This is a genomic window from Stenotrophomonas sp. TWI809 (assembly GCF_039673205.1).
In the GTDB taxonomy this organism is placed as follows: Bacteria; Pseudomonadota; Gammaproteobacteria; order Xanthomonadales; family Xanthomonadaceae; genus Stenotrophomonas.
In genome coordinates, this window is the sequence record NZ_JBDJLE010000004.1 from 130,923 (window position 1) to 150,523 (window position 19,601).

A 19,601-nucleotide genomic window follows, 5' to 3' on the forward strand; every position below is an offset into this window, starting at 1 on the left:
ATACGTAGGGCCTGATGCGGTCAGGCCGACCGAAGGCCATGGACGTTTCCCGACGTCCACGGCGGACCCGCAGGTGTGCAATCTAGCATCACCCCGCCCGGCCCGGGGGCCGGGCGGCCAGGGCAGGGGGCATCCTCACCGATGCCGCTGCTGCCGGGCAAGCCTCAGTGAGACAACGTCTTGCTCGGCGTCCCGTTCATCAGCTTGTCGGTGTAGGCGATACCGATCGCCGACAGGATGAAGGCGGCATGGATGATGGTCTGCCACATCACGCCGGTGGAGGTCATGGCCGAGCACTTGAAGGCTACGGCGGCCGTGGGCCCGGCGGCTGCGACAGCGGCCGAAACGGCCTGCAGGTACGCGTCGCTGTTGCACGATGGCAGCCCATCCAGATTGCCAGCTGCAATGAAGGTCTTCAGCAGGTGGATCGAGGAGATGCCGATGATCGACAGCGCCAGCTTCACCTTCAACACGCTCGCATTGACGTGGCTCAGCCACTCCGGCTGGTCGGGGTGGTTCTCCAGGCGCAGGCGCGATACGAAGGTCTCGTAGCCGCCCACGATCACCATCACCAGCAGGTTGGAGATCATCACCACGTCGATCAGGCCCAGCACCAGCAGCATGATCTCCTGCTCGCCCATGCTGTTGGCCTTGTGCAGCAGGTGCCAGAGTTCCTTGCCGAACAGGAACACGTAGACGCATTGCGCCAGGATCAGGCCCAGGTACAGCGGCAGCTGCAGCCAGCGCGAGGCGAAGATCAGGGAGGACAGGGGACTGATGGGGGTCTGGGTCGAGCTCATGCTGGAATGCTGCGTTGCGGGGACGGCGCAGCGTAACGGTCCGGCTTGACCCTGCCAAGCCGAATGACGGACTAGACTCGGTATTCCCAATCCGCGAGCCGTCGCCATGATCGACCTGTACTACTGGCCTACCCCGAATGGCCACAAAGTCACGCTGATGCTGGAGGAGACCGGCCTGCCGTACCGGATCCAGCCGGTGAACATCGGCGCCGGGGACCAGTTCACGCCCGACTTCCTGGCGATCTCACCCAACAACAAGATGCCGGCGCTGGTCGACCACCAGCCCACCGACGGCGGCGCGGCGCAGAGCGTGTTCGAGTCCGGCGCCATCCTGCTGTACCTGGCCGAAAAGACCGGCCGCTTCCTGCCGGCCGACAGCCGCGGCCGGGTGGCGGTGCTGGAATGGCTGTTCTGGCAGATGGCCGGCCTTGGCCCGATGAGCGGTCAGATGGGCCATTTCAACGTCTACGCGCCCGAAAAGATTCCCTATGCGATCGAGCGCTACAACAACGAAGTGCGCCGCCTGCACGGCGTGATGGACAAGCGCCTGGCGCAGAGTGCCTACCTCGGCGGCGATGACTACAGCATCGCCGACATGGCCAGCTACCCGTGGATCGGGGCCTACGACACGCTTCCGGTCGATTTCAGCGCCTTCCCGAACCTCAAGCGCTGGCATGACGCGATCGCTGCGCGCCCGGCCACCCAGCGGGCCTACGCCCTGCGCGAGAAGGTGAACCCGCAGGCCGGCAAGCCGCTCAGCGAAGAAGAGCGCAAGCACCTGTTCGGCCAGCGTTGAAGCGGTGCTCACCTGCCAGGTCGTGCCGGCCGCTGGCCGGCTCCCCGCAGCGGTGGGCGCGCCCGGACGCCCGCCATCCCCGGCACGACCGGAACGGTTTTGGTTAGGATGAAGCGTTCCCCGTGCCGTTTTCCTGGCCGGGGACTGCCCAGACGCTCCCGGAACCCTCCATGCGCCACCTGTTTGCTTCGCTCGCCCTGATGCTCGCCTCGACCTCGATCGCCCACGCTGAAAAACTGACCCTGAATGCCATCACCGGCCCGCTGCCGTTGTCCGGCCCGACCCTGATGAAACCCAAGGTGGCCCCGGATGGCTCGCAGGTCAGCTTCCTGCGCGGCAAGGATGCGGACCGCAACCAGCTGGACCTGTGGGCGTACGACATCGCCAGCGGCCAGACCCATCTGCTGGTGGATTCCAAGGTGGTGCTGCCCGGCACGGAAACCCTGAGCGACGCCGAGAAGGCCCGCCGCGAGCGCCAGCGCATCGCCGCGATGACCGGCATCGTTGATTACCAGTGGTCGCCGGATGCACGCACGTTGCTGTTCCCGCTCGGCGGCGAGCTGTACCTGTACGACCTGAGCAAACAGGGCAAGGCCGCGGTGCGCCAGCTCACCCATGGGGAAGGCTTCGCCACCGATGCCAAGCTCTCGCCCAAGGGCGGCTTCGTCAGCTTCGTGCGCGCCCGCAACCTGTGGGTGATCGATCTGGCCAGTGGCCAGCAGATCCAGCTCACCGGCGATGGCAGCGACACCATCGGCAACGGCGTGGCCGAGTTCGTCGCCGATGAGGAAATGGATCGCCACACCGGCTACTGGTGGGCGCCGGATGACTCGGCGATCGCCTTCGCCCGCATCGACGAATCGCCGGTGCCGGTGCAGAAGCGCTACGAGATGTATGCCGACCGCACCGAGATGATCGAGCAGCGCTACCCGGCCGCCGGCGATCACAACGTCACCGTGAAGCTGGCCGTGATCGCGCCGCGCCGGAACGCCACGCCGCGCTGGATCGACCTGGGCCGCAACCCCGATATCTACCTGGCCCGCGTCGATTGGCGCGACCCGAAGCACCTGACCTTCCAGCGCCAGTCGCGCGACCAGAAGACGCTCGAACTGATCCAGACCGAACTGGCCAGCGGCCAGCAGCGCACGCTGGTGACCGAAACCTCGCCGACCTGGGTGCCACTGCACAACAGCCTGCGCTTCCTCAAGCAGGGCGGCTTTGTGTGGTCGTCCGAGCGTAGTGGCTTCGAGCACCTGTACCGCATCTCCGATGACGGCAAGACCGTCACCGCACTGACCGCCGGTAACTGGCCGGTGGACGAACTGCTGGCCGTGGACGAAGATGCTGGCAAGGTCTACTTCCGCGCCGGCATGGACAGCCCGCGCGAAAGCCAGCTGTACGCCGTGTCGCTGCAGGGTGGGGTGCCGCAGCGCCTCTCCCAGGCCCCGGGCATGCACACCGCCAGCTTCGCGCGCAACGCCAGCGTCTATGTGGACAGCTGGTCCAACACCACCACGCCGCCGCAGATCGCGCTGCACCGTGCCAACGGCGAGAAGATCGCCACCCTGGTCGAGAACAATCTTGAAGACCCGGCGCATCCGTACGCACGCTATCTCGATGCGCAGCGCCCGGTCGAGTTCGGCGCCCTGACCGCCGCCGACGGCAAGACAGAACTGAACTACAGCCTGATCAAGCCGACCGGTTTCGATCCGGCCAAGCGCTATCCGGTCGTGGTGTACGTCTATGGCGGCCCGGCCTCGCAGACGGTCACCAACAGCTGGCCCGGCCGTGGCGATCACCTGTTCAACCAGTACCTGGCCCAGCAGGGCTACGTGGTGTTTTCGCTGGACAACCGCGGTACCCCACGCCGTGGCCGTGATTTCGGCGGTGCGCTGTACGGCGTGCAGGGCACGGTGGAAGTGGCTGACCAGCTGCGCGGCGTGGCCTGGCTGAAGCAGCAGGCCTGGGTTGATCCGGCGCGCATCGGTGTGCAGGGCTGGTCCAATGGCGGCTACATGACCCTGATGCTGCTGGCCAAGGCCTCGGACAGCTATGCCTGCGGCGTGGCCGGTGCACCGGTGACCGATTGGGGCCTGTACGACACCCACTACACCGAGCGCTACATGAACCTGCCGGGCAACAACCCGAAGGGCTATGAAGAAGCGCGCGTGCTGGCGCATATCGACGGCCTGCGCTCGCGCTTGCTGCTGATCCACGGCATGGCCGATGACAACGTGCTGTTCACCAACTCCACGGTGCTGATGAGCGCCCTGCAGAAACGCGGCCAGCCGTTTGAACTGATGACCTATCCCGGCGCCAAGCACGGCCTGTCGGGCAGCAACGCGCTGCACCGCTACCGCCTGGCCGAGGACTTCCTGGGGCGCTGCCTGGCGCCCTGATCCGCCGTTGCTGCCACCGGCCTGACAAGGAGTTTGCCGATGACATTGCCGCCCGCACTTCCTGGTACCACCGTGCGCACCGGTTGGTGGCGCCGTCACTGGCGCTGGGCCATGCCAGTGGCGGTGGTGGTCGGCATGGCGGCGGCAGCGGGCGCGGTGTGGTTCGCGCTGTCCCAGTGGGCGTACTGGAGCAAATCCAGCACGCCCTACCAGGAGGCCATGCGACGCGCGCGCTGCAACGTCGAGCTGGTTGAAGCGCTGGGTGAGCCCCTGCGCGATGGCTACCTGCCGGCCGGCTCGATGCATTCCAATGGCCAGAGCCAGTTCGTGATCGGGGTGAGCGGTCCACAAGGGAAGGGCCGCCTGTTCCTCAATGCCAAGCGCAGTGGCGAGCACTGGGACTACCCGATGCTGTATGTGGTCACCGATGCCAACGACGCCATCGATCTGACCGCGCTGGATGATGCCGAGGCCGCCGAGCGCTGTGCGTTGGCTGAGTGCCGCGCCAAGGGCGAGTGTCCGCCGTCGCTCAGTCTTTGAGAGGCGAAGCTGACGTTGCTGCCTTCTGGATTCGCAATGACTGCTGTTTTCGTTGATACCGTGATGCCACGCTGGGTTCTGCGTACCCGCGGTCTCTAGTCTCGATGCACCTGCCCGTTTGGGCAATGCTGCGGGCGAGGTGGAGCGGTGGAACGAATCTTGAGTGGCTTGATGGCTGTGTTGTGTGGTTTGTTTTTAGCGCCGACAACCTTTGCGGCGCTACCGTTCATCGAGGTTCCCACTGGTGGGTGGGATCCCGGGCTGGAGGCGCGCAAGCACTATGCCGGCGGAATGTATGACTGGGTGCGCCGGGTCAAGGTAGATCGCACGGCACTGGCGTCCGATCGGATCCAGGTCGATCTGTTCGACGACGTGTTCATTATCGAGCGCACGCCCCTGATCGCCAGAGAGCCGGAGGATGTTCCTCTATATGTGGCGGATGTCAGCACGCATGATGTCCAGCGCTCGCCCACGTCGCGGCAACTGTGGGCAGGGACGATCATCGGCGTGCGGGGGCCTGGGGGAATGTCGAGCACTGTCGAAATCACCGAGCTGGGCAACGGCGACCTCATGTCCAGTTTTTCACGTGGCCATTTGCTGTATCAGCTGTTTGGGGATCTACTGGTGCGCATCGATCTGCGCCGGGTTCCCAATGAAGCACCCACGGTGCGTGATCCCTATCCGGCGGACCCGCTCATCCTGGATAAGGCTGCTTCCCCATCAACCGCGGTATCGACGATACGCGTGGCTTTTGGGTACGGAAATGGTGCGCTTGCCAACGGTAGGGAGCAGGTTTTCAGAATGATGGAGGGAGCGGTCGAACACGCAACTGCTGGCTTCCTCGCTAGCGGTATTCGGGTTGAACTACAGCGGGCTGGAAATGCGCTGCCCGGCTACGCTGAATCCAGCGTGGTACAGACGCTGGATGACCTTGTTCTGGGCTCTAACGGCCCGCTCTGGCTGGTGCATAGGATGAGGCATCTCGAAAAGGCGGATTTGATGCTGATGATCATCGACACGAAAGATCCGGAATCCGTCTGCGGTCAAGCACAACGGCTTCTGGCAACGAAGGAAACGGCATTTGCGGTGGTTGAACGTCGCTGCCTTCCTAATGAGATCAACAGCCTCGCCCATGAAATCGGCCACCTCTTGGGCGCCGACCATGATCCTGCACACGCGTCCATCAGCCCTCCAAAATTCCAATACGGGCATGGCTATCAATCACCATTGAATACACCTGACCGGTGGAGGACAGTGATGGCTTACGATTGCAGTGATCGTGCATGCGGACGGGTCAACCGCTGGTCATCTCCGCGGGTGAGCCACAACGGATTGCCGGCTGGAACGGCGCGTCTGCATGACAACGTCCGCGTGTTGAATGAGACACGAGCCACAATAGCTGCATTCTATCCAGACCCGTGAGCAGACTGACCCGGGCCGGGAGGTTAACAATCAAGCCATGACCTCCGGCCAATTGCCCCCGACCCGCCAAGTGCGTAGGGTCGCAGGCATCCTGCCCTGGAGTTCCTGCATGAAGCCGCTTGTCCTTGCTGTTGCGTTGGCCCTGTCCGTTCCCGCCGCGCTGTCGGCCCCGCCGGCGTTGGCCGCCCCGGCTGCCGCCAAGCCCGCCGCTTCGCCCGCATGGGTCACCCGCAGCAACCAGCTGGCGCAGATCCTGCTGGATGCGCAGGGCCCGTTCCAGCCGGAAGAGACTGGCTTCTTCGGCGTGCCGGGCTATGACGACAAGGTGGCCGACTTCGGCCCCGACAACGGTGCCCGCTACCGCGCGGCGATGGCCAAGGCGCGCAGTGAACTGCAGGCCAAGCTTGCCACCGAGCGCGATCCCAACGTCCGCCAGGACCTAGCGATCATGATCGCCGCCGCCAACCAGAACATCGAAGGCAGCGAACTCAACGAGAAGTACCTGCTGCCGTGGAGCGACACCCCGCAGACCGTGTTCAGCGGCCTCAACCTGCTGCTGTCCGACCAGGTGCCCACCGAGCGCCGGGCCAAGGCGCTGGATCGCCTGAAGGCCTACGCCGGGCTTGCCCCGGGCACGCAGCCGGTGACCACCCTGTCGCGCCAGCGCTATGAAGAACGCCTGGGCGACAAGACCCTGCTGCAGCCGACGAAGATCGAAGTCGAGCAGTCGCTGGCCAACGTGGACACCTACATCACCGGCATCGAACAGCTGTTCGGCAAGTACAAGGTGGCCGGCGCCGAGCAGGCGCTGCAGACCATCGCCAGCCAGCTGCGCGAGTACCGTGATTGGACCCGCCGTGAAGTGCTGCCCAAAGCCCGCACCGATGCGCGCCTGCCCGAGCCGCTGTATGCCTACCAGCTCAAGCGCGTGGGCATCGACATCGCCCCGGCGCTGCTGATGCAGCGTGCCCAGCTGGAGTTCATGGAGACCCGCTCGGCGATGCGCCAGCTGGCGCCGCTGGTGGTGCAGGCCAAAGGCCTGAAGGTCGCCGACAGCACCGATCCGGTGGCGGTGGTGCGTGCGCTCAAGGGCGACAAGATTCCCGACGATCAGCTCGAGCACCACTACCGCGGCGTGATCGATGCGATCGACCCGATCATCCGCAAGGAAAAGATCGTCGACGTGCCGCAGCGTCCGATGCAGATGCGCCTGGGCTCGGCCGCCGAAAGCGCCGCCTCGCCGGCACCGCATTTCCTGCCGGCGCCGCTGGTCGGCAATACCGGGCAGCAGGGCACCTTCGTGTTGCCGCTGGGCAACCCGGCCGCCGGCGACAAGGCCGCGCAGTACGACGATTTCAACTTCGGCTCGGCCGCCTGGACGCTGAGCGCGCATGAAGGCCGCCCGGGCCACGAACTGCAGTTCACCGCGATGGTCGAGCGCGGCATCTCGCTGGCCCGCACGATGTTCGCCTTCAATTCGGTCAACGTGGAAGGCTGGGCGCTGTATGCCGAAGCGGAGATGGTGCCGTACGAGCCGCTGGACGGTCAGCTGATCGCGCTGCAGTTCCGCCTGCTGCGGGCCGCGCGCGCGATGCTGGACCCGATGCTCAACCTGGGTCAGATCGACCGGGCCAACGCCGAGCGCGTGCTGATCGATGAGGTTGGCCTGTCCAAGGCGATGGCCACGCAGGAGCTGGACCGCTACATGGTGCGCATGCCCGGCCAGGCCGGCAGCTACTTCTACGGCTACACCCGGATTCTTGAGCTGCGCATGCAGACCGAGCTGGCGCTGGGCGATCGCTTCGACCGGCTGGCGTTCAACAACTTCCTGCTCGACCAGGGTCTGCTGCCGCCGGACCAGCTGGCCAAGGCCGTCAATGACGTGTTCGTGCCGAAGTACAAAAGCGCGGCCAAGCGCTGACGCGTTTGCGGTAGGCACCGACCGTTGGTCGGTGCGCTATCCCAGCAGCCACGACCAACGGTCGTGGCCTACCGCGGCCTTCGTTAGCGCTGCGGCGTGATCGTCTGCGTCGGCAGACGCGGCGCCGGCGGCGGATTCGGTACCCAGATCGCCACACCGGCCGCGCGCTTCTGCGTGGTCGGGATGCCGATGCCCACACCACCGCCCACGTGCGAGCCGTAGCTGCCCGCACCGACGGACATGCCGACTGGCGAGCCGCTGGAACCCACGCCCATCAGGATCACGCCGTTGGCCCCGAGGGCGGCGGCCTCACGCTTGAGCCGCATGACCGCGGCATCGGTCTGGCCCTGCGTGCCGAAACCCACCGCGCTGGCCGATTCGAGCTGGGCGATTTCCTGCGACCCGGCCGGCGGAGTGGAGTAGATCTGCACCGTGGCCGGATCGACCGGCGCACGCGCCTGGCCGAGCATGACCTTGGAGGTACTGGCGCAGCCGGCGCTGAGCAGCGCCAGGCCCAGCAATGCAGCGCATCGGATGTTCATGGCGTTACCCCTGTGTGTGATGGCTGGGATGATCGGCGCTGGCGACTGAATCGGTCCCAACCCCTGCCAGCGCACCCTAGCACCGGCCCGGTGAGGCCCCCGCCAACGGCGTCTCGCTGCCGCTTGCGCCTGCGCCGGGAACCGCTATGGTGGGCCACGCATTCACCTCAAGGAGCCGGGCATGGGATTGATCAGTCTGTTGTGGGGCATCGTCGCGCTGCTCTGGATGATTGTGGCCCTGATCCCGCTGCTGGGGTGGGGCAACTGGTTCCTGATCCCGTTCGCGGCGGTGGGCGCGGTCATCGCCGCGATCGGCATCCTGTTCACCCACGCCAGCAAGCGCGGCCGGGCCTGGACCGGGCTGGTGCTCAACGGCATCGTGGTGGTGGTGGGCATCGTCCGGCTGGGGCTGGGTGGCGGCATCATCTGAGCGGCCCGTGCGCGGCCCGGGTGCGACCGACCGTCGCAGCTCACGGCCGCCCGGTACCATCGGCGTAGAATGACCGGCTGCCGCATCCGGCTCTGCCGGCGGTCCACGCCCGTCCGGGCGCTCTCCCTGCACCGATGATCATTCGTCCTCGTCCCCACGGCTGGCAACTGCTCTACATCCTGCGCGGCTCCATCGTTCCGGCGGTGGCCCCGAAGGTGGTGGCGATCCTGCTGCTGTCGATCGCGGTGGCTGCCCTGGCCGAGCTGTGGCACCCGCCGGGCATCGAGCGCGTCTCGGTGGCACCGTTCACGCTGCTGGGCCTGGTGCTGTCGATCTTCCTGAGCTTCCGCAACAACGCCTGCTTCGAGCGCTGGTGGGAAGGCCGCAAGCTGTGGGGCCAGCTGATCTATGAATCCCGCAGCCTGGCCCGCCTGTGCCAGGCGCTGCTGGTCGACGATCCTGCGCTGCGCGACCGCGTGTGCCGGCTGTGCATCGGCTTCGCGCATGCGTTGGCCGCCCGCCTGCGTGGCCGCGACATGGCGCTGGCGGCGCTGCCGTGGGTGCCCGAGGCCGATCGCGCGCGGTTCGGCCAGCGCCTCAACGCGCCCGACCAGCTGCTGGCGATGATCGCCGCCGATCTCGCCCAGGCGCTGCGCGCCGGCCAGCTTGATCCGTTCCTGTACACCCAGTTCGAAACGCGCCTGCATGCACTGTCCAGCATCCAGGCCGGTTGCGAGCGCATCCTGACCACGCCGCTGCCGTTCGCCTACACGCTGCTGCTGCACCGCTGCGCATGGCTGTTCTGCGTGCTGCTGCCCTTCGGCCTGGCCAGCTCGCTGGGCTGGGCCACTCCCGTGGTCTCGGCCGTGCTCGCCTATGCGTTCTTCGGCCTGGACCAGCTCGGCGAGGAGATGGAAGAACCCTTCGGGCTGGAATCCAACGACCTGCCGCTGGATGCCATGGTGCGCATCATCGAGATCGACCTGCTCGACAGCCTGGGCGTCCAGCCGCTGCCCGAGCCGCTGCAACCGCGGCACTACCTGCTGCAGTAGTTCCTGCACTCCTTCCTGCATTCCGTTCCGGAGTTCCTCATGGCACACCCCGACTACCGCCCCCGCCGCATGCGTCACGACGAGTTCTCGCGCCGTCTGATGCGCGAGAACACGCTGACCACCGACGACCTGATCTATCCGGTGTTCGTGCACGAGCTGGCCGGCCGCGCGCCGGTGGCCTCGATGCCGGGCGTGGAACGGCTGTCGATCGACGAGCTGCTGAAAGTGGCGGAAGAAGCGCTGGAGCTGGGCATTCCGGTGATCGACCTGTTCCCGGTGATCGATCCGGCCGGCAAGTCGCTCGATGCCGCGGCGGCATGGGACGAGAACGGCCTGGCACAGCGCGCCATCCGCGCATTGAAGTCGCGCTTCCCCGAGCTGGGCGTGATGACCGATGTCGCGCTGGATCCGTACACCACGCACGGCCAGGACGGCATCATCGATGACAAGGGCTATGTGCTCAACGACATCACGGTGGAGGCGCTGGTCAAGCAGTCGCTGTCGCATGCCGAAGCGGGCGTGGACATCATTTCGCCCTCGGACATGATGGACGGCCGCATCGGTGCGATCCGCCGTGCGCTCGATGCCGCCGGCCACGTCAATGTGCGGATCATGGCCTACTCGGCCAAGTACGCCTCGGCGTTCTACGGCCCGTTCCGCGACGCGGTCGGCAGCTCCACCGGCCTCGGCAAGGCGGACAAGAAGACCTACCAGATGGACCCGGCCAACGGCGACGAGGCCATGCGTGAGATCGCGCTGGATCTGGAAGAAGGGGCGGACATGGTGATGGTCAAGCCGGGCATGCCCTACCTGGACCTGGTGCGCCGGGTGAAGCAGCAGTTCGGCGTGCCGACCTTCGCCTATCAGGTCAGTGGCGAGTACGCGATGATGAAGGCGGCCTTCGCCAATGGCTGGCTGGACGAGCGGGCGTGCGTGATGGAGTCGCTGATCGGCTTCAAGCGTGCCGGCGCCGATGGCGTGCTGACCTATTTCGCCCCGCAGGTGGCGCGTTGGCTGCGCGAACGCTGACAATACGCGCCCACCCCGATACAGGACGACGATGATGCAGACGATGGGATGGCTACAGTGGGTGACCTGGACGGCTGGCGTGCTGGCCTTTGCCGTGGTGATCGGGCTGGTGATCCGTGGCGTGCGCCGCGCCGCGCGGCAGGCACCGGAGCAACCCTCCGCCGCGGCCCGCATCGCCCGTGAGGCGCAGCTGTCGCCCGCCTTGCAGGCACAGCTGGCCGCGTTGAACCAGCGCAAGGATCACGGCGAGATCAGCGAAGCGCAGTACGAGCAGCTGCGCGCGGAGCTGCTGCAGGGCCATTGACCCTGGGCGGCGCCGCCTCCACGGGTAGAGCCACGCCACGCGTGGCTGCCTTGCGGCAACCGCAGCATCAACCGCAGCCGGTACCTCGCGGCGCTGACGGCGCCTTGATCCGGTACAGATCCAGCCCGCCGGCACGCGGTGCGCGTGCCATGCCAGCCAGGACCATCTCCGACGGCTTCGACGCGTCCACCACCGGCGCACCGGTCTGGCCGTCGGCGGTATTGAAGGACAGCATCAGCGGCACCGCCGCCTGGCGGTGATCGCAGCTCGCCAGCAAGACCTGCGAATGCCCGTCGCTCGCGCGGGTGAACGCCAGTGCGCCGTCATTGTCCAGCCACGCCGCCCCAAGTTCGGCGGCGGCCGTGTTGAGCGGGGCCGGCAGGGCCTGCGCGGTACCGAATCCCTCGCCCTGCACGGGCGCCAGATACAGATCGAAGCCGCCCTGGGTCTGCCTGCCGTTGCGTGAGAACAGCAGCGTGCGCCCATCCGGACGCAGCGCGGGCGCCCGTTCGTCGTCGCGCGTGTTGAGCGCCGGCAGGGCCTGCACGGCCTCGATGGTGCCGTCGGCGGTCACCGGGGCACGGTACAGATCGAAGCCGCCTTTTCCGCCGCTGCGGTCGGAGGCGAAGTACAGCCAGCGGCCATCGTGGCTGAAGTACGGGTCGCGCTCGTCATTGGCGCTGTTGAGCGCGAGCGGGGCAGGGTCCTGCCAGCGCCCCTCGCGCAGCACCGCCTGCCACAGGTCCCAGCCCCCCTTTCCGCCGGGTCGGTCGCTGGCCCAGACGATGCGCTGGCCATCCGCTGCGATCGTGGCCTGCGCCTCGTTGGCCTTGGTGGAGACCACGCCCATGCCCTCGATGCCGAATTCGGAAAGCGCCATCGCGGCGGGTGTGCAGAGTAAACTGGCGCTCAGCGCGAGCAGAGACAATGGAATGCGCATCATCGCGTCCGTTGGGGTTTGCGTTCCATTCTAGGCCCGGAGCAGGAAACCCATGACCGACCGTTACGCCGTATTCGGCCAGCCCATCGCGCATTCGCAGTCGCCGCACATCCATGCCACGTTCGGCCGGCAGGAAGGCCTGGCGCTGGACTACCGTGCGATCGAGGCATCGCCGGGCGAGTTCCTGGCGGCCCTGGAGGCCTTTGCCGCCGAGGGTGGCGTGGGCGCCAACATCACCGCGCCGCACAAGGAAGCCGCCTTCGCGCTGTGCACCACGCTGACCTCGCGCGCGCGCCGCGCCGGTGCGGTCAACACGCTGCTGCGCAAGGGCGATCGCTGGCATGGCGATACCACCGATGGTATCGGCCTGGTCCGGGATCTCACCGACCGTCACGGCCTGGACCTGCGTGGCCGCCGCACCCTGTTGATCGGCGCCGGTGGCTCGGCCCGCAGCGTGGCCCCGGCCCTGCTGGATGCCGGCATCCTGGAGCTGGTGGTGGTCAACCGCACCCCCGAGCGCGCCGACGCGCTGATCGATGCGATGGGTGAGCCGGGTCGCGCCATCACCCGCTACTGGGAAGACATCCGCGAGCTGGGCGATTTCGAGCTGATCATCAATGCCACCTCGGCCGGCCGCGACCGCGCCGCGGAGTTCAAGCTGCCGCTGTCGCTGGTCAACAGCATGACCACCGCGGTCGACCTCAACTACGGCGAGGCCGCGATTGCCTTCACTGCGTGGGCGCGCTCGGCCAGCTGCCGCAACATCGTTGATGGCTTGGGCATGCTGGTCGAACAGGCGGCGGAGAGCTTCCTGCAGTGGCACGCCGTGCGCCCGCAGACCGATGCGGTCTACACCGAGCTGCGGACCCAACTGGCCCCGCTGGCCGGCGAGGACTGAGCCGGTGGACATGGATCTGCTGATCTCGATGCTGACCATGGTGGGCGTGCGCCTGCCGGTACTGATCGCGCTGGCGATCGCGGTGGTCTGGGTGGTGGATACCCCGCGCGGCGCGATCCGCAGCGTGGCCTTGGCTGCGCTGGGCGTGATGGCGCTGACCACCCTGGCCGGCCTGGTGCTGAACCTGGTGCCGATGTGGATGGTGCAGCAGGGCAACTACGAGAATCTGCAGCTGATGTCCAAGCTGCTCGGTGCCGGCCACTTCGCGCTCAATCTGTTCGAGGCGCTCGCGCTGGTGCTGCTGGTCTGGGCGATGACGCGCGCGCTGCGCGGCCGCGCCGTTCCCCCCGCTGCGCCGCTGCCGCCACGCTGAGCGGGTGCAGCAGGCTGTCGCAGTCCACCGTGTTGACGTGGGCCGCGTCACGGATATGAACCGGCGCGGAAAATGGCGCCGGTCACGGCCCCCGGGTCGTGAGAAAATGGGGGCCGTGATCCAGTCAGGCAGTCCCCCGGCGTGACCGAAAAAGTTGAAGCTCCCCGCGCCCTGAACGACGAGCTCAAGGCCGGCATCCGCGATGCCTACGCCAAGCTGCAGGCCAATACGCCCGGCTTCAGCACCCGGCGTTCGCAGAGCCAGATGATCGGCGTGGTGTCGCGTGCGCTCTCGCACAGCGGCGGCGTCGGCGTGGTCGAAGCACCCACCGGCGTCGGCAAGTCGCTGGGCTACTTGACCGCCGGCGTGCCGATCGCACTGGCGACCAAGAAGAAACTGGTGATCAGCACCGGCACCGTGGCGCTGCAGTCGCAGTTGGTCGAGCGCGACATCCCCAATTTCCTCAAGGCCACCGGCATTGAAGCCACCGTGGCGCTGGCCAAGGGCCGCACCCGCTACCTGTGCACCCGCAACGCGGCCGAGGCGCATGGCGATGGCGCGCAGGAAGGCATGTTCGACGACGAACAGCCTTTGTTCGACCGGCCGTTGGCGCCGATCGAGATGGACCTGGCGCAGTCGCTGAGCAAGGCCTTCCTGGAAGGCCGCTGGAACGGTGACCTGGACAACGCGCCGGAAACGATCAGCAACACCCTGCGCTCGCGCATCACCACGCCGGCCTCCGGCTGCGCCGGGCGCAAGTGCGCCTACTCGGCGCAGTGCGCGGTGCTGCGCTCGCGCAACACCGTGCGCGAGGCGCAGATCGTGGTGACCAATCACGCGCTGCTGTTGTCGGCGCTGTCGATCGGCGAGAGCGACAACGGCCAGCCGCTGATCGCCCCGCCCTCGGACATGCTGCTGGTGCTTGATGAAGGGCATCACATCGGCAACGTCGCCATCGACCAGGGCGCGGCCAGCCTCGCGCTGGACGAAATGGCCAAGCGCACCGGCCGCCTGCAGGTGCTGATCGCCGCGTCCTACCGCGCGGTGGACAAGGACAAGCTGGGCAACCTGCTGCCCAACGAGGCCATCGAAGCCGCCGCCAAGGTCAGCAAGCAGCTCAAGGCCTTCCGCGATGTGATCGACCGCAGCTGGCGGCCGGATCCTTCCGCACAGGAGCCGATGTGGCGCGCTCCGAATGGCCGCTTGCCGGACATCTGGATGCCGGATATCGAGGCCATCGCCGACGACACCCGCGCGCTGTTCAACTGGGCGCACGCCGCGCTGACGCAGGTGGCCAAAGGCAAGCCCGAGGATGCCGCGCGCGAGCGCCTGCAGCGCAACCTCGGCATGGCGCTGGAGATGATCGAGCAGCAGCACAACCTGTGGACCGGCTGGCGCCGCGAGGACAAGGAGGGCCAGCCGCCGACCGCGCGCTGGATCACCCTCTCGCGCGATGGCGATCTGATTCTGCATGGCTCACCGGTCTCGGCCGCGAACGTGCTGCGCAAGCTGCTCTGGGACGAAGTGGACTCGGTGGTGATGACCTCGGCCACGCTCACCGGCGGTGGCGATTTCCAGGCGCTGGCGATCGACAACGGCATTCCGGCCGAGGCCGAGATGGTCTCGCTGGCCTCGCCGTTCGATCTGCCGAACCAAGCGCAGCTGATCGTGCCGGCATTCCCGGTCACCCCGGATGACAAGGAAGGTCACCCCAAGGAAATCGCGAAGTACCTGGTCAAGGAGCTGGACTGGGGCAAGGGCAGCATCGTGCTGTTCACCTCGCGCTGGAAAATGGAAAAGGTGGCCGAGCTGATGCCGGCCGCGCAGCGCAAGCAGGTGCTGGTGCAGGGCGAAACGGCCAAGCAGAAGATGATCGACGAGCACCTGCGGCGCACCTCGGCCGGGGAGGGCTCGGTGCTGTTCGGGCTCAATTCCTTCGGCGAGGGCCTCGATCTGCCCGGCGAAGCCTGCACCACGGTGGTGATCACCCAGGTGCCGTTCGCGGTGCCGACCGATCCGCAGACCTCCACCCTGAGCGAGTGGTTCGAAAGCCGCGGCCTGAATGCCTTCAACCTGATCGCGATCCCGCATGCGCTGCGCACGCTGACCCAGTTCTCCGGCCGGTTGATCCGCACCTCCACCGATACCGGCCGCGTGATCATCCTCGACTCGCGGCTGCTGACCCGCCGCTATGGCAAGCGCATCATCGATTCACTGCCGCCGTTCAAGCGGGTGATCGGGTAGGGATGCATCAGACAGCCACGTGGCCGTGGCGTTCACAACGGTAGAGCCACGCCATGCGTGGCTGCTCTCCGATGAGAACGCGCCGCAGCCTGACACTGCACGCATCCACGCATGGCGTGGGCCTACTCTTCCAGCTTCGCCAAGTCCCGCACCGCACCCTTGTCGGCACTGGTGGCCAGCAACGCATAGGCCTTCAGCGCGCCGGTGACCTTGCGCGGGCGCGCCTCGCGCGGCTTCCAGCCCAGTGCATCCTGCTCGGCGCGGCGTGCGGCCAGCGTGGCGTCATCCAGCAGCAGATCGATGCGCCGTGCGGGGATGTCGATGCGGATGCGATCGCCGTTTCGGACGAGGCCAATGGTGCCGCCCGAGGCCGCTTCCGGCGAGGCATGCCCGATCGACAGGCCCGAGGTGCCGCCGGAGAAACGGCCGTCGGTGAGCAGGGCGCAGTGCTTGCCCAGCCCCTTGGATTTCAGATAACTGGTCGGGTACAGCATCTCCTGCATGCCCGGGCCACCGCGCGGGCCTTCGTAGCGGATCACCACCACGTCGCCGGCCACCACGTCATCGGCGAGGATGCCGGCCACGGCGGCGTCCTGGCTCTCGAACACGCGCGCGTTGCCTTCGAACACGTGGATGGATTCGTCGACGCCGGCGGTCTTCACCACACAGCCATCGACGGCCAGATTGCCGCGCAGCACCGCCAGCCCGCCTTCGGCCGAATAGGCATGCGCGACGGCGCGGATGCAGCCCTCGGCACGGTCCACGTCCAGCGTCGGCCAGCGCGTGGCCTGGCTGAAGGCGACCTGGGTCGGGATGCCGGCGGGGCCGGCACGGAAGAAATCGTGCACCTTTTCATCGGTGCTCACCGCGACATCCCAGCGTGCGATCGCCTCGGCCAGGGTGCGGCTGTGCACGGTCGGCACGTCGGTATGCAGCAGGCCACCGCGCGCGAGTTCGCCGAGGATGCCGAACACACCGCCAGCGCGATGCACATCCTCCATGTGGTACTTCGGCGTGTTCGGGGCGACCTTGCACAGCTGCGGCACACGGCGCGAGAGTTCGTCGATGGCATGCAGGTCGAAGTCCACCTCCGCTTCCTGCGCCGCGGCCAGCAGATGCAGGATGGTGTTGGTGGAGCCGCCCATGGCGATATCCAGCGTCATCGCGTTCTCGAACGCTTCGCGGGTGGCGATGCCGCGTGGCAATGCACCCACGTCTTCGCCGCCGTACCAGCGGTGGCACAGTTCCACGACCACGCGGCCGGCGCGGCGGAACAGCTGCTCGCGGTCGGCGTGGGTGGCCAGCGTGGAGCCGTTGCCGGGCAGCGACAGCCCCAGCGCTTCGGTCAGGCAGTTCATCGAGTTGGCGGTGAACATGCCCGAGCACGAGCCGCAGGTCGGGCACGCGCTGCGCTCGTACTCGGCGACCTTCTCGTCGCTGGCGCTTTCATCGGCGGCGATCACCATCGCATCCACCAGATCCAGCTTGTGCTCGGACAAGCGCGTCTTGCCCGCTTCCATCGGCCCACCGGAGACGAACACCACCGGGATGTTCAACCGCAGCGCGGCCATCAGCATGCCGGGGGTGATCTTGTCGCAGTTGGAAATGCACACCAGCGCATCGGCGCAATGCGCGTTGACCATGTACTCCACCGAGTCGGCGATGATCTCGCGGCTGGGCAGCGAATACAGCATGCCGTCGTGGCCCATCGCGATGCCGTCATCCACCGCGATCGTATTGAACTCCTTGGCCACGCCGCCGACCTGCTCGATCTCGCGCGCCACCAGTTGCCCCAGGTCCTTGAGGTGCACGTGGCCGGGCACGAACTGGGTGAACGAGTTGGCGATGGCGATGATCGGCTTGTGGAAGTCGCCATCGGTCATGCCGGTGGCGCGCCACAGGGCGCGGGCGCCGGCCATGTTGCGGCCGGCGGTGGAGGTGCGGGAGCGGTATTCAGGCATGGTGGCTGGCAGGATCTGGCGGGCCGTGGGGGCGCGTTTCACCTCGATTCTGCCGAAAAATTCCGGTTGCGTTTGCAACCGTTGCCACCGGTGTTTTCCGGGCAAAACCTGAAACCGCGTTCAGCTGGGCGACTTTGCCGGTTTTGGTTGTTCGCCCCGATCAGGCATGATTGGGGAGATAACCGTACTAGGGGGCATGACGCCATGAAACGTTCCAGGACCACTGCGCTGCTGCTGATGAGCGCCGCGCCGCTGCTGTTCACCGCCTGCCAGAAGAACGAGGCCGTGCAGGTGCAGGAAGGGCTCTACACCTCGGTGCAGGCCTGTACCGAAGCCACCGGCGATCCGTCCAGCTGCCGCACTGCCTTCGCCGAGGCGCAGAAGCAGTCGGCCGATGCCGCCCCCAAGTACGCCACGCGTGAAGCCTGCGAGGCCGAATACAACGCCGAGCAGTGCGTGGAACAGAAGACCTCCACCGGCCATTCGTTCATCGGCCCGATGATGATGGGCTTCTTCATGTCGCAGATGCTGAGCAACCGTGGCGGCGCAGGCCTGGCCCAGCAGCCGGCCGCGAGCCCGGCCTACCAGGACAAGGCCAAGGGCTGGGCACGCCCGGGTCCGTCGACCGGTGGCATGAACACCGCCAGCGGCATCGGCGCCGGCAAGGCCGGCCTGGCCCCGGTCAATGCCACCCCGAACCGGGCGGTCACCGCCAGCCGCGGTGGCTTCGGCAACACCAGCAGCAACCGCAGCAGCGTCGGCGGCTGATCGATGCAGCGCGTGCGTATCGCCGAGCGCAGCCAATGGCGCGCCCGGGCCGAAGAGTCGGGCTTCCGTTTCCACACCATCGATGGCCTGCCGTACTGGGATGAAACCGCGTACTACGCCTTCACCCTGCGCCAGATCGAACAGGACATCGAAGATCCCAGCGCCGAGCTGCATGCGATGGCGATGGACCTGGTGGACGAGGTGGTGGGCAGCCAGCAGCTGATGGACCAGCTGGCGATCCCGCCGCCGTTCCGCGACTGGATCGCTGACAGCTGGCGTCGCCGCGAGCCGCACCTGTATGGGCGGCTGGATTTTGCCTACGACGGCACCGGCCCGGCCAAACTCTACGAGCTGAATTACGACACGCCCACCTCGCTGTTTGAAGCCTCGTTCTTCCAGTGGCAGTGGCTGGAGGACCAGCGCAACCAGAACCGGCTGCCGCCGGATGCCGATCAGTTCAACGCGATCCATGAGGCGCTGGTCGAACGCTTCGGCGAACTGGCCGCGCAGCTGCCGCCGCCGCTGTATTTCAGCGCGGTGGGTGCGTCGGACGAAGACCAGGGCACGGTCGCCTACCTGCGCGACTGCGCGGCCCAGGCCGGCCTGCGCGGCGAAGCGATCGCGATCGAGGATATCGGCCTGTCCGAGGACGGGCGCTTCACTGCGCTCGACGACACCGTGATCGGCAGCCTGTTCAAGCTGTACCCGCTGGAAGACCTGATGACCGAGTCGTTCGGCCAGGCGCTGCCCGCCTCGGGCGTGCAGCTGCTGGAACCGGCGTGGAAGGCGATCCTCAGCAACAAGGGCGTGCTGCCGCTGCTGTGGCAGCGTCACCGTGGCCACCCGAACCTGCTCGCCGCCGAGTTCGACGATGGCAGCGAGCTGCCGCGTGGCTGGGTGCGCAAGCCGCTGTTTTCACGCGAGGGCGCCAATGTGGCCATGCACCTGGCCGATGGCAGCTGGCAGGAAAGCGAAGGCCCGTACACCGGCCCGGCGATCCGCCAGGCCGCGCATCCGCTCACCGCGTTCGATGGCGGCTATCCGCTGATCGGCAGCTGGGTGGTGGGTGACCACGCCTGTGGCATGGGCATCCGCGAAGACAATAGCCGGATCACCCGCGACAGCGCCCGCTTCGTACCGCACGCGATCATCGACGAAGCGCCGACGCGCATCTATCTCTGA

The 19,601-nt window shown here is 67.0% G+C and carries 18 protein-coding genes; 14 read left to right on the forward strand and 4 right to left on the reverse strand.

The features are described from left to right. Window positions 1-164: 164 nt before the first annotated feature. On the reverse strand, window positions 165-800 hold the full coding sequence (locus ABE472_RS04865; RefSeq protein ID WP_346463390.1) for a TIGR00645 family protein: 636 nt from the start codon (window positions 798-800) through the stop codon (window positions 165-167). 106 nt (window positions 801-906) lie between these two features. On the opposite strand from ABE472_RS04865, the gene ABE472_RS04870 reads away from it, so the two are divergent. The 5 genes from ABE472_RS04870 (at window position 907) to ABE472_RS04890 (ending at window position 7,878) form a co-directional block, all read left to right on the forward strand. After that, window positions 907-1,596 (forward strand): glutathione binding-like protein, encoded by a 690-nt coding sequence (locus ABE472_RS04870; protein WP_313219347.1) that lies wholly within the window; start codon window positions 907-909, stop codon window positions 1,594-1,596. Between the two features lie 170 nt (window positions 1,597-1,766). Beyond that, window positions 1,767-3,995, forward strand: coding sequence for a S9 family peptidase (locus ABE472_RS04875; RefSeq protein ID WP_346465694.1), 2,229 nt, complete (start codon window positions 1,767-1,769; stop codon window positions 3,993-3,995). 39 nt (window positions 3,996-4,034) lie between these two features. Beyond that, complete coding sequence (locus tag ABE472_RS04880; RefSeq protein WP_346463386.1) at window positions 4,035-4,535, forward strand: cytochrome c oxidase assembly factor Coa1 family protein; 501 nt, start codon at window positions 4,035-4,037, stop codon at window positions 4,533-4,535. Window positions 4,536-4,694: 159 nt separating this feature from the next. Continuing rightward, window positions 4,695-5,957, forward strand: a complete 1,263-nt coding sequence (locus ABE472_RS04885; RefSeq protein WP_313209418.1) for a M12 family metallo-peptidase — start codon at window positions 4,695-4,697, stop codon at window positions 5,955-5,957. Window positions 5,958-6,066: 109 nt separating this feature from the next. Continuing rightward, the gene (locus ABE472_RS04890; protein ID WP_346465696.1) at window positions 6,067-7,878 is read left to right on the forward strand and encodes a DUF885 domain-containing protein; all 1,812 of its coding nucleotides are present in this window, start codon (window positions 6,067-6,069) and stop codon (window positions 7,876-7,878) included. Between the two features lie 83 nt (window positions 7,879-7,961). On the opposite strand, the gene ABE472_RS04895 is transcribed toward ABE472_RS04890, so the two are convergent. Continuing rightward, window positions 7,962-8,420: a hypothetical protein gene (locus ABE472_RS04895; protein WP_019185443.1), complete on the reverse strand. Its 459-nt coding sequence runs from the start codon at window positions 8,418-8,420 to the stop codon at window positions 7,962-7,964. 181 nt (window positions 8,421-8,601) lie between these two features. On the opposite strand from ABE472_RS04895, the gene ABE472_RS04900 reads away from it, so the two are divergent. The 4 genes from ABE472_RS04900 to ABE472_RS04915 all read left to right on the forward strand — a co-directional run bounded on the left by ABE472_RS04900 (window position 8,602) and on the right by ABE472_RS04915 (window position 11,235). Beyond that, the gene (locus tag ABE472_RS04900; protein WP_019185442.1) at window positions 8,602-8,850 is read left to right on the forward strand and encodes a hypothetical protein; all 249 of its coding nucleotides are present in this window, start codon (window positions 8,602-8,604) and stop codon (window positions 8,848-8,850) included. A 134-nt stretch (window positions 8,851-8,984) separates the two neighbouring features. Continuing rightward, window positions 8,985-9,902, forward strand: a complete 918-nt coding sequence (locus tag ABE472_RS04905; protein WP_313219351.1) for a bestrophin family ion channel — start codon at window positions 8,985-8,987, stop codon at window positions 9,900-9,902. Window positions 9,903-9,941: 39 nt separating this feature from the next. Beyond that, complete coding sequence (hemB, locus tag ABE472_RS04910; RefSeq protein ID WP_313209399.1) at window positions 9,942-10,931, forward strand: porphobilinogen synthase; 990 nt, start codon at window positions 9,942-9,944, stop codon at window positions 10,929-10,931. A gap of 34 nt (window positions 10,932-10,965) precedes the next feature. Continuing rightward, window positions 10,966-11,235: an SHOCT domain-containing protein gene (locus ABE472_RS04915; RefSeq protein ID WP_284128632.1), complete on the forward strand. Its 270-nt coding sequence runs from the start codon at window positions 10,966-10,968 to the stop codon at window positions 11,233-11,235. A gap of 67 nt (window positions 11,236-11,302) precedes the next feature. Here the strand turns inward: ABE472_RS04915 and ABE472_RS04920 are convergent, their stop codons facing one another. Continuing rightward, window positions 11,303-12,175, reverse strand: coding sequence for a TolB-like protein (locus ABE472_RS04920; protein ID WP_346465698.1), 873 nt, complete (start codon window positions 12,173-12,175; stop codon window positions 11,303-11,305). A gap of 52 nt (window positions 12,176-12,227) precedes the next feature. Here ABE472_RS04920 and aroE point away from each other — a divergent pair, with 52 nt between their 5' ends. The 3 genes from aroE to dinG all read left to right on the forward strand — a co-directional run bounded on the left by aroE (window position 12,228) and on the right by dinG (window position 15,690). Next, complete coding sequence (aroE, locus tag ABE472_RS04925; RefSeq protein ID WP_152152162.1) at window positions 12,228-13,073, forward strand: shikimate dehydrogenase; 846 nt, start codon at window positions 12,228-12,230, stop codon at window positions 13,071-13,073. A 10-nt stretch (window positions 13,074-13,083) separates the two neighbouring features. Then, a complete protein-coding gene (locus ABE472_RS04930; RefSeq protein WP_313209390.1) occupies window positions 13,084-13,446 on the forward strand; it encodes a hypothetical protein in 363 nt (120 codons plus the stop codon). Between the two features lie 141 nt (window positions 13,447-13,587). Further along, the gene (dinG, locus tag ABE472_RS04935) at window positions 13,588-15,690 is read left to right on the forward strand and encodes an ATP-dependent DNA helicase DinG (RefSeq protein ID WP_346465699.1); all 2,103 of its coding nucleotides are present in this window, start codon (window positions 13,588-13,590) and stop codon (window positions 15,688-15,690) included. 122 nt (window positions 15,691-15,812) lie between these two features. Here the strand turns inward: dinG and ilvD are convergent, their stop codons facing one another. Further along, window positions 15,813-17,651 carry a dihydroxy-acid dehydratase gene (gene ilvD, locus ABE472_RS04940; RefSeq protein ID WP_313209533.1) on the reverse strand — a complete coding sequence of 613 codons (1,839 nt, stop codon included), beginning with the start codon at window positions 17,649-17,651 and terminating at the stop codon, window positions 15,813-15,815. A gap of 204 nt (window positions 17,652-17,855) precedes the next feature. On the opposite strand from ilvD, the gene ABE472_RS04945 reads away from it, so the two are divergent. Then, on the forward strand, window positions 17,856-18,419 hold the full coding sequence (locus ABE472_RS04945) for a DUF1190 domain-containing protein (RefSeq protein ID WP_259262015.1): 564 nt from the start codon (window positions 17,856-17,858) through the stop codon (window positions 18,417-18,419). Window positions 18,420-18,422: 3 nt separating this feature from the next. Beyond that, the gene (locus ABE472_RS04950; RefSeq protein ID WP_313219357.1) at window positions 18,423-19,601 is read left to right on the forward strand and encodes a glutathionylspermidine synthase family protein; all 1,179 of its coding nucleotides are present in this window, start codon (window positions 18,423-18,425) and stop codon (window positions 19,599-19,601) included.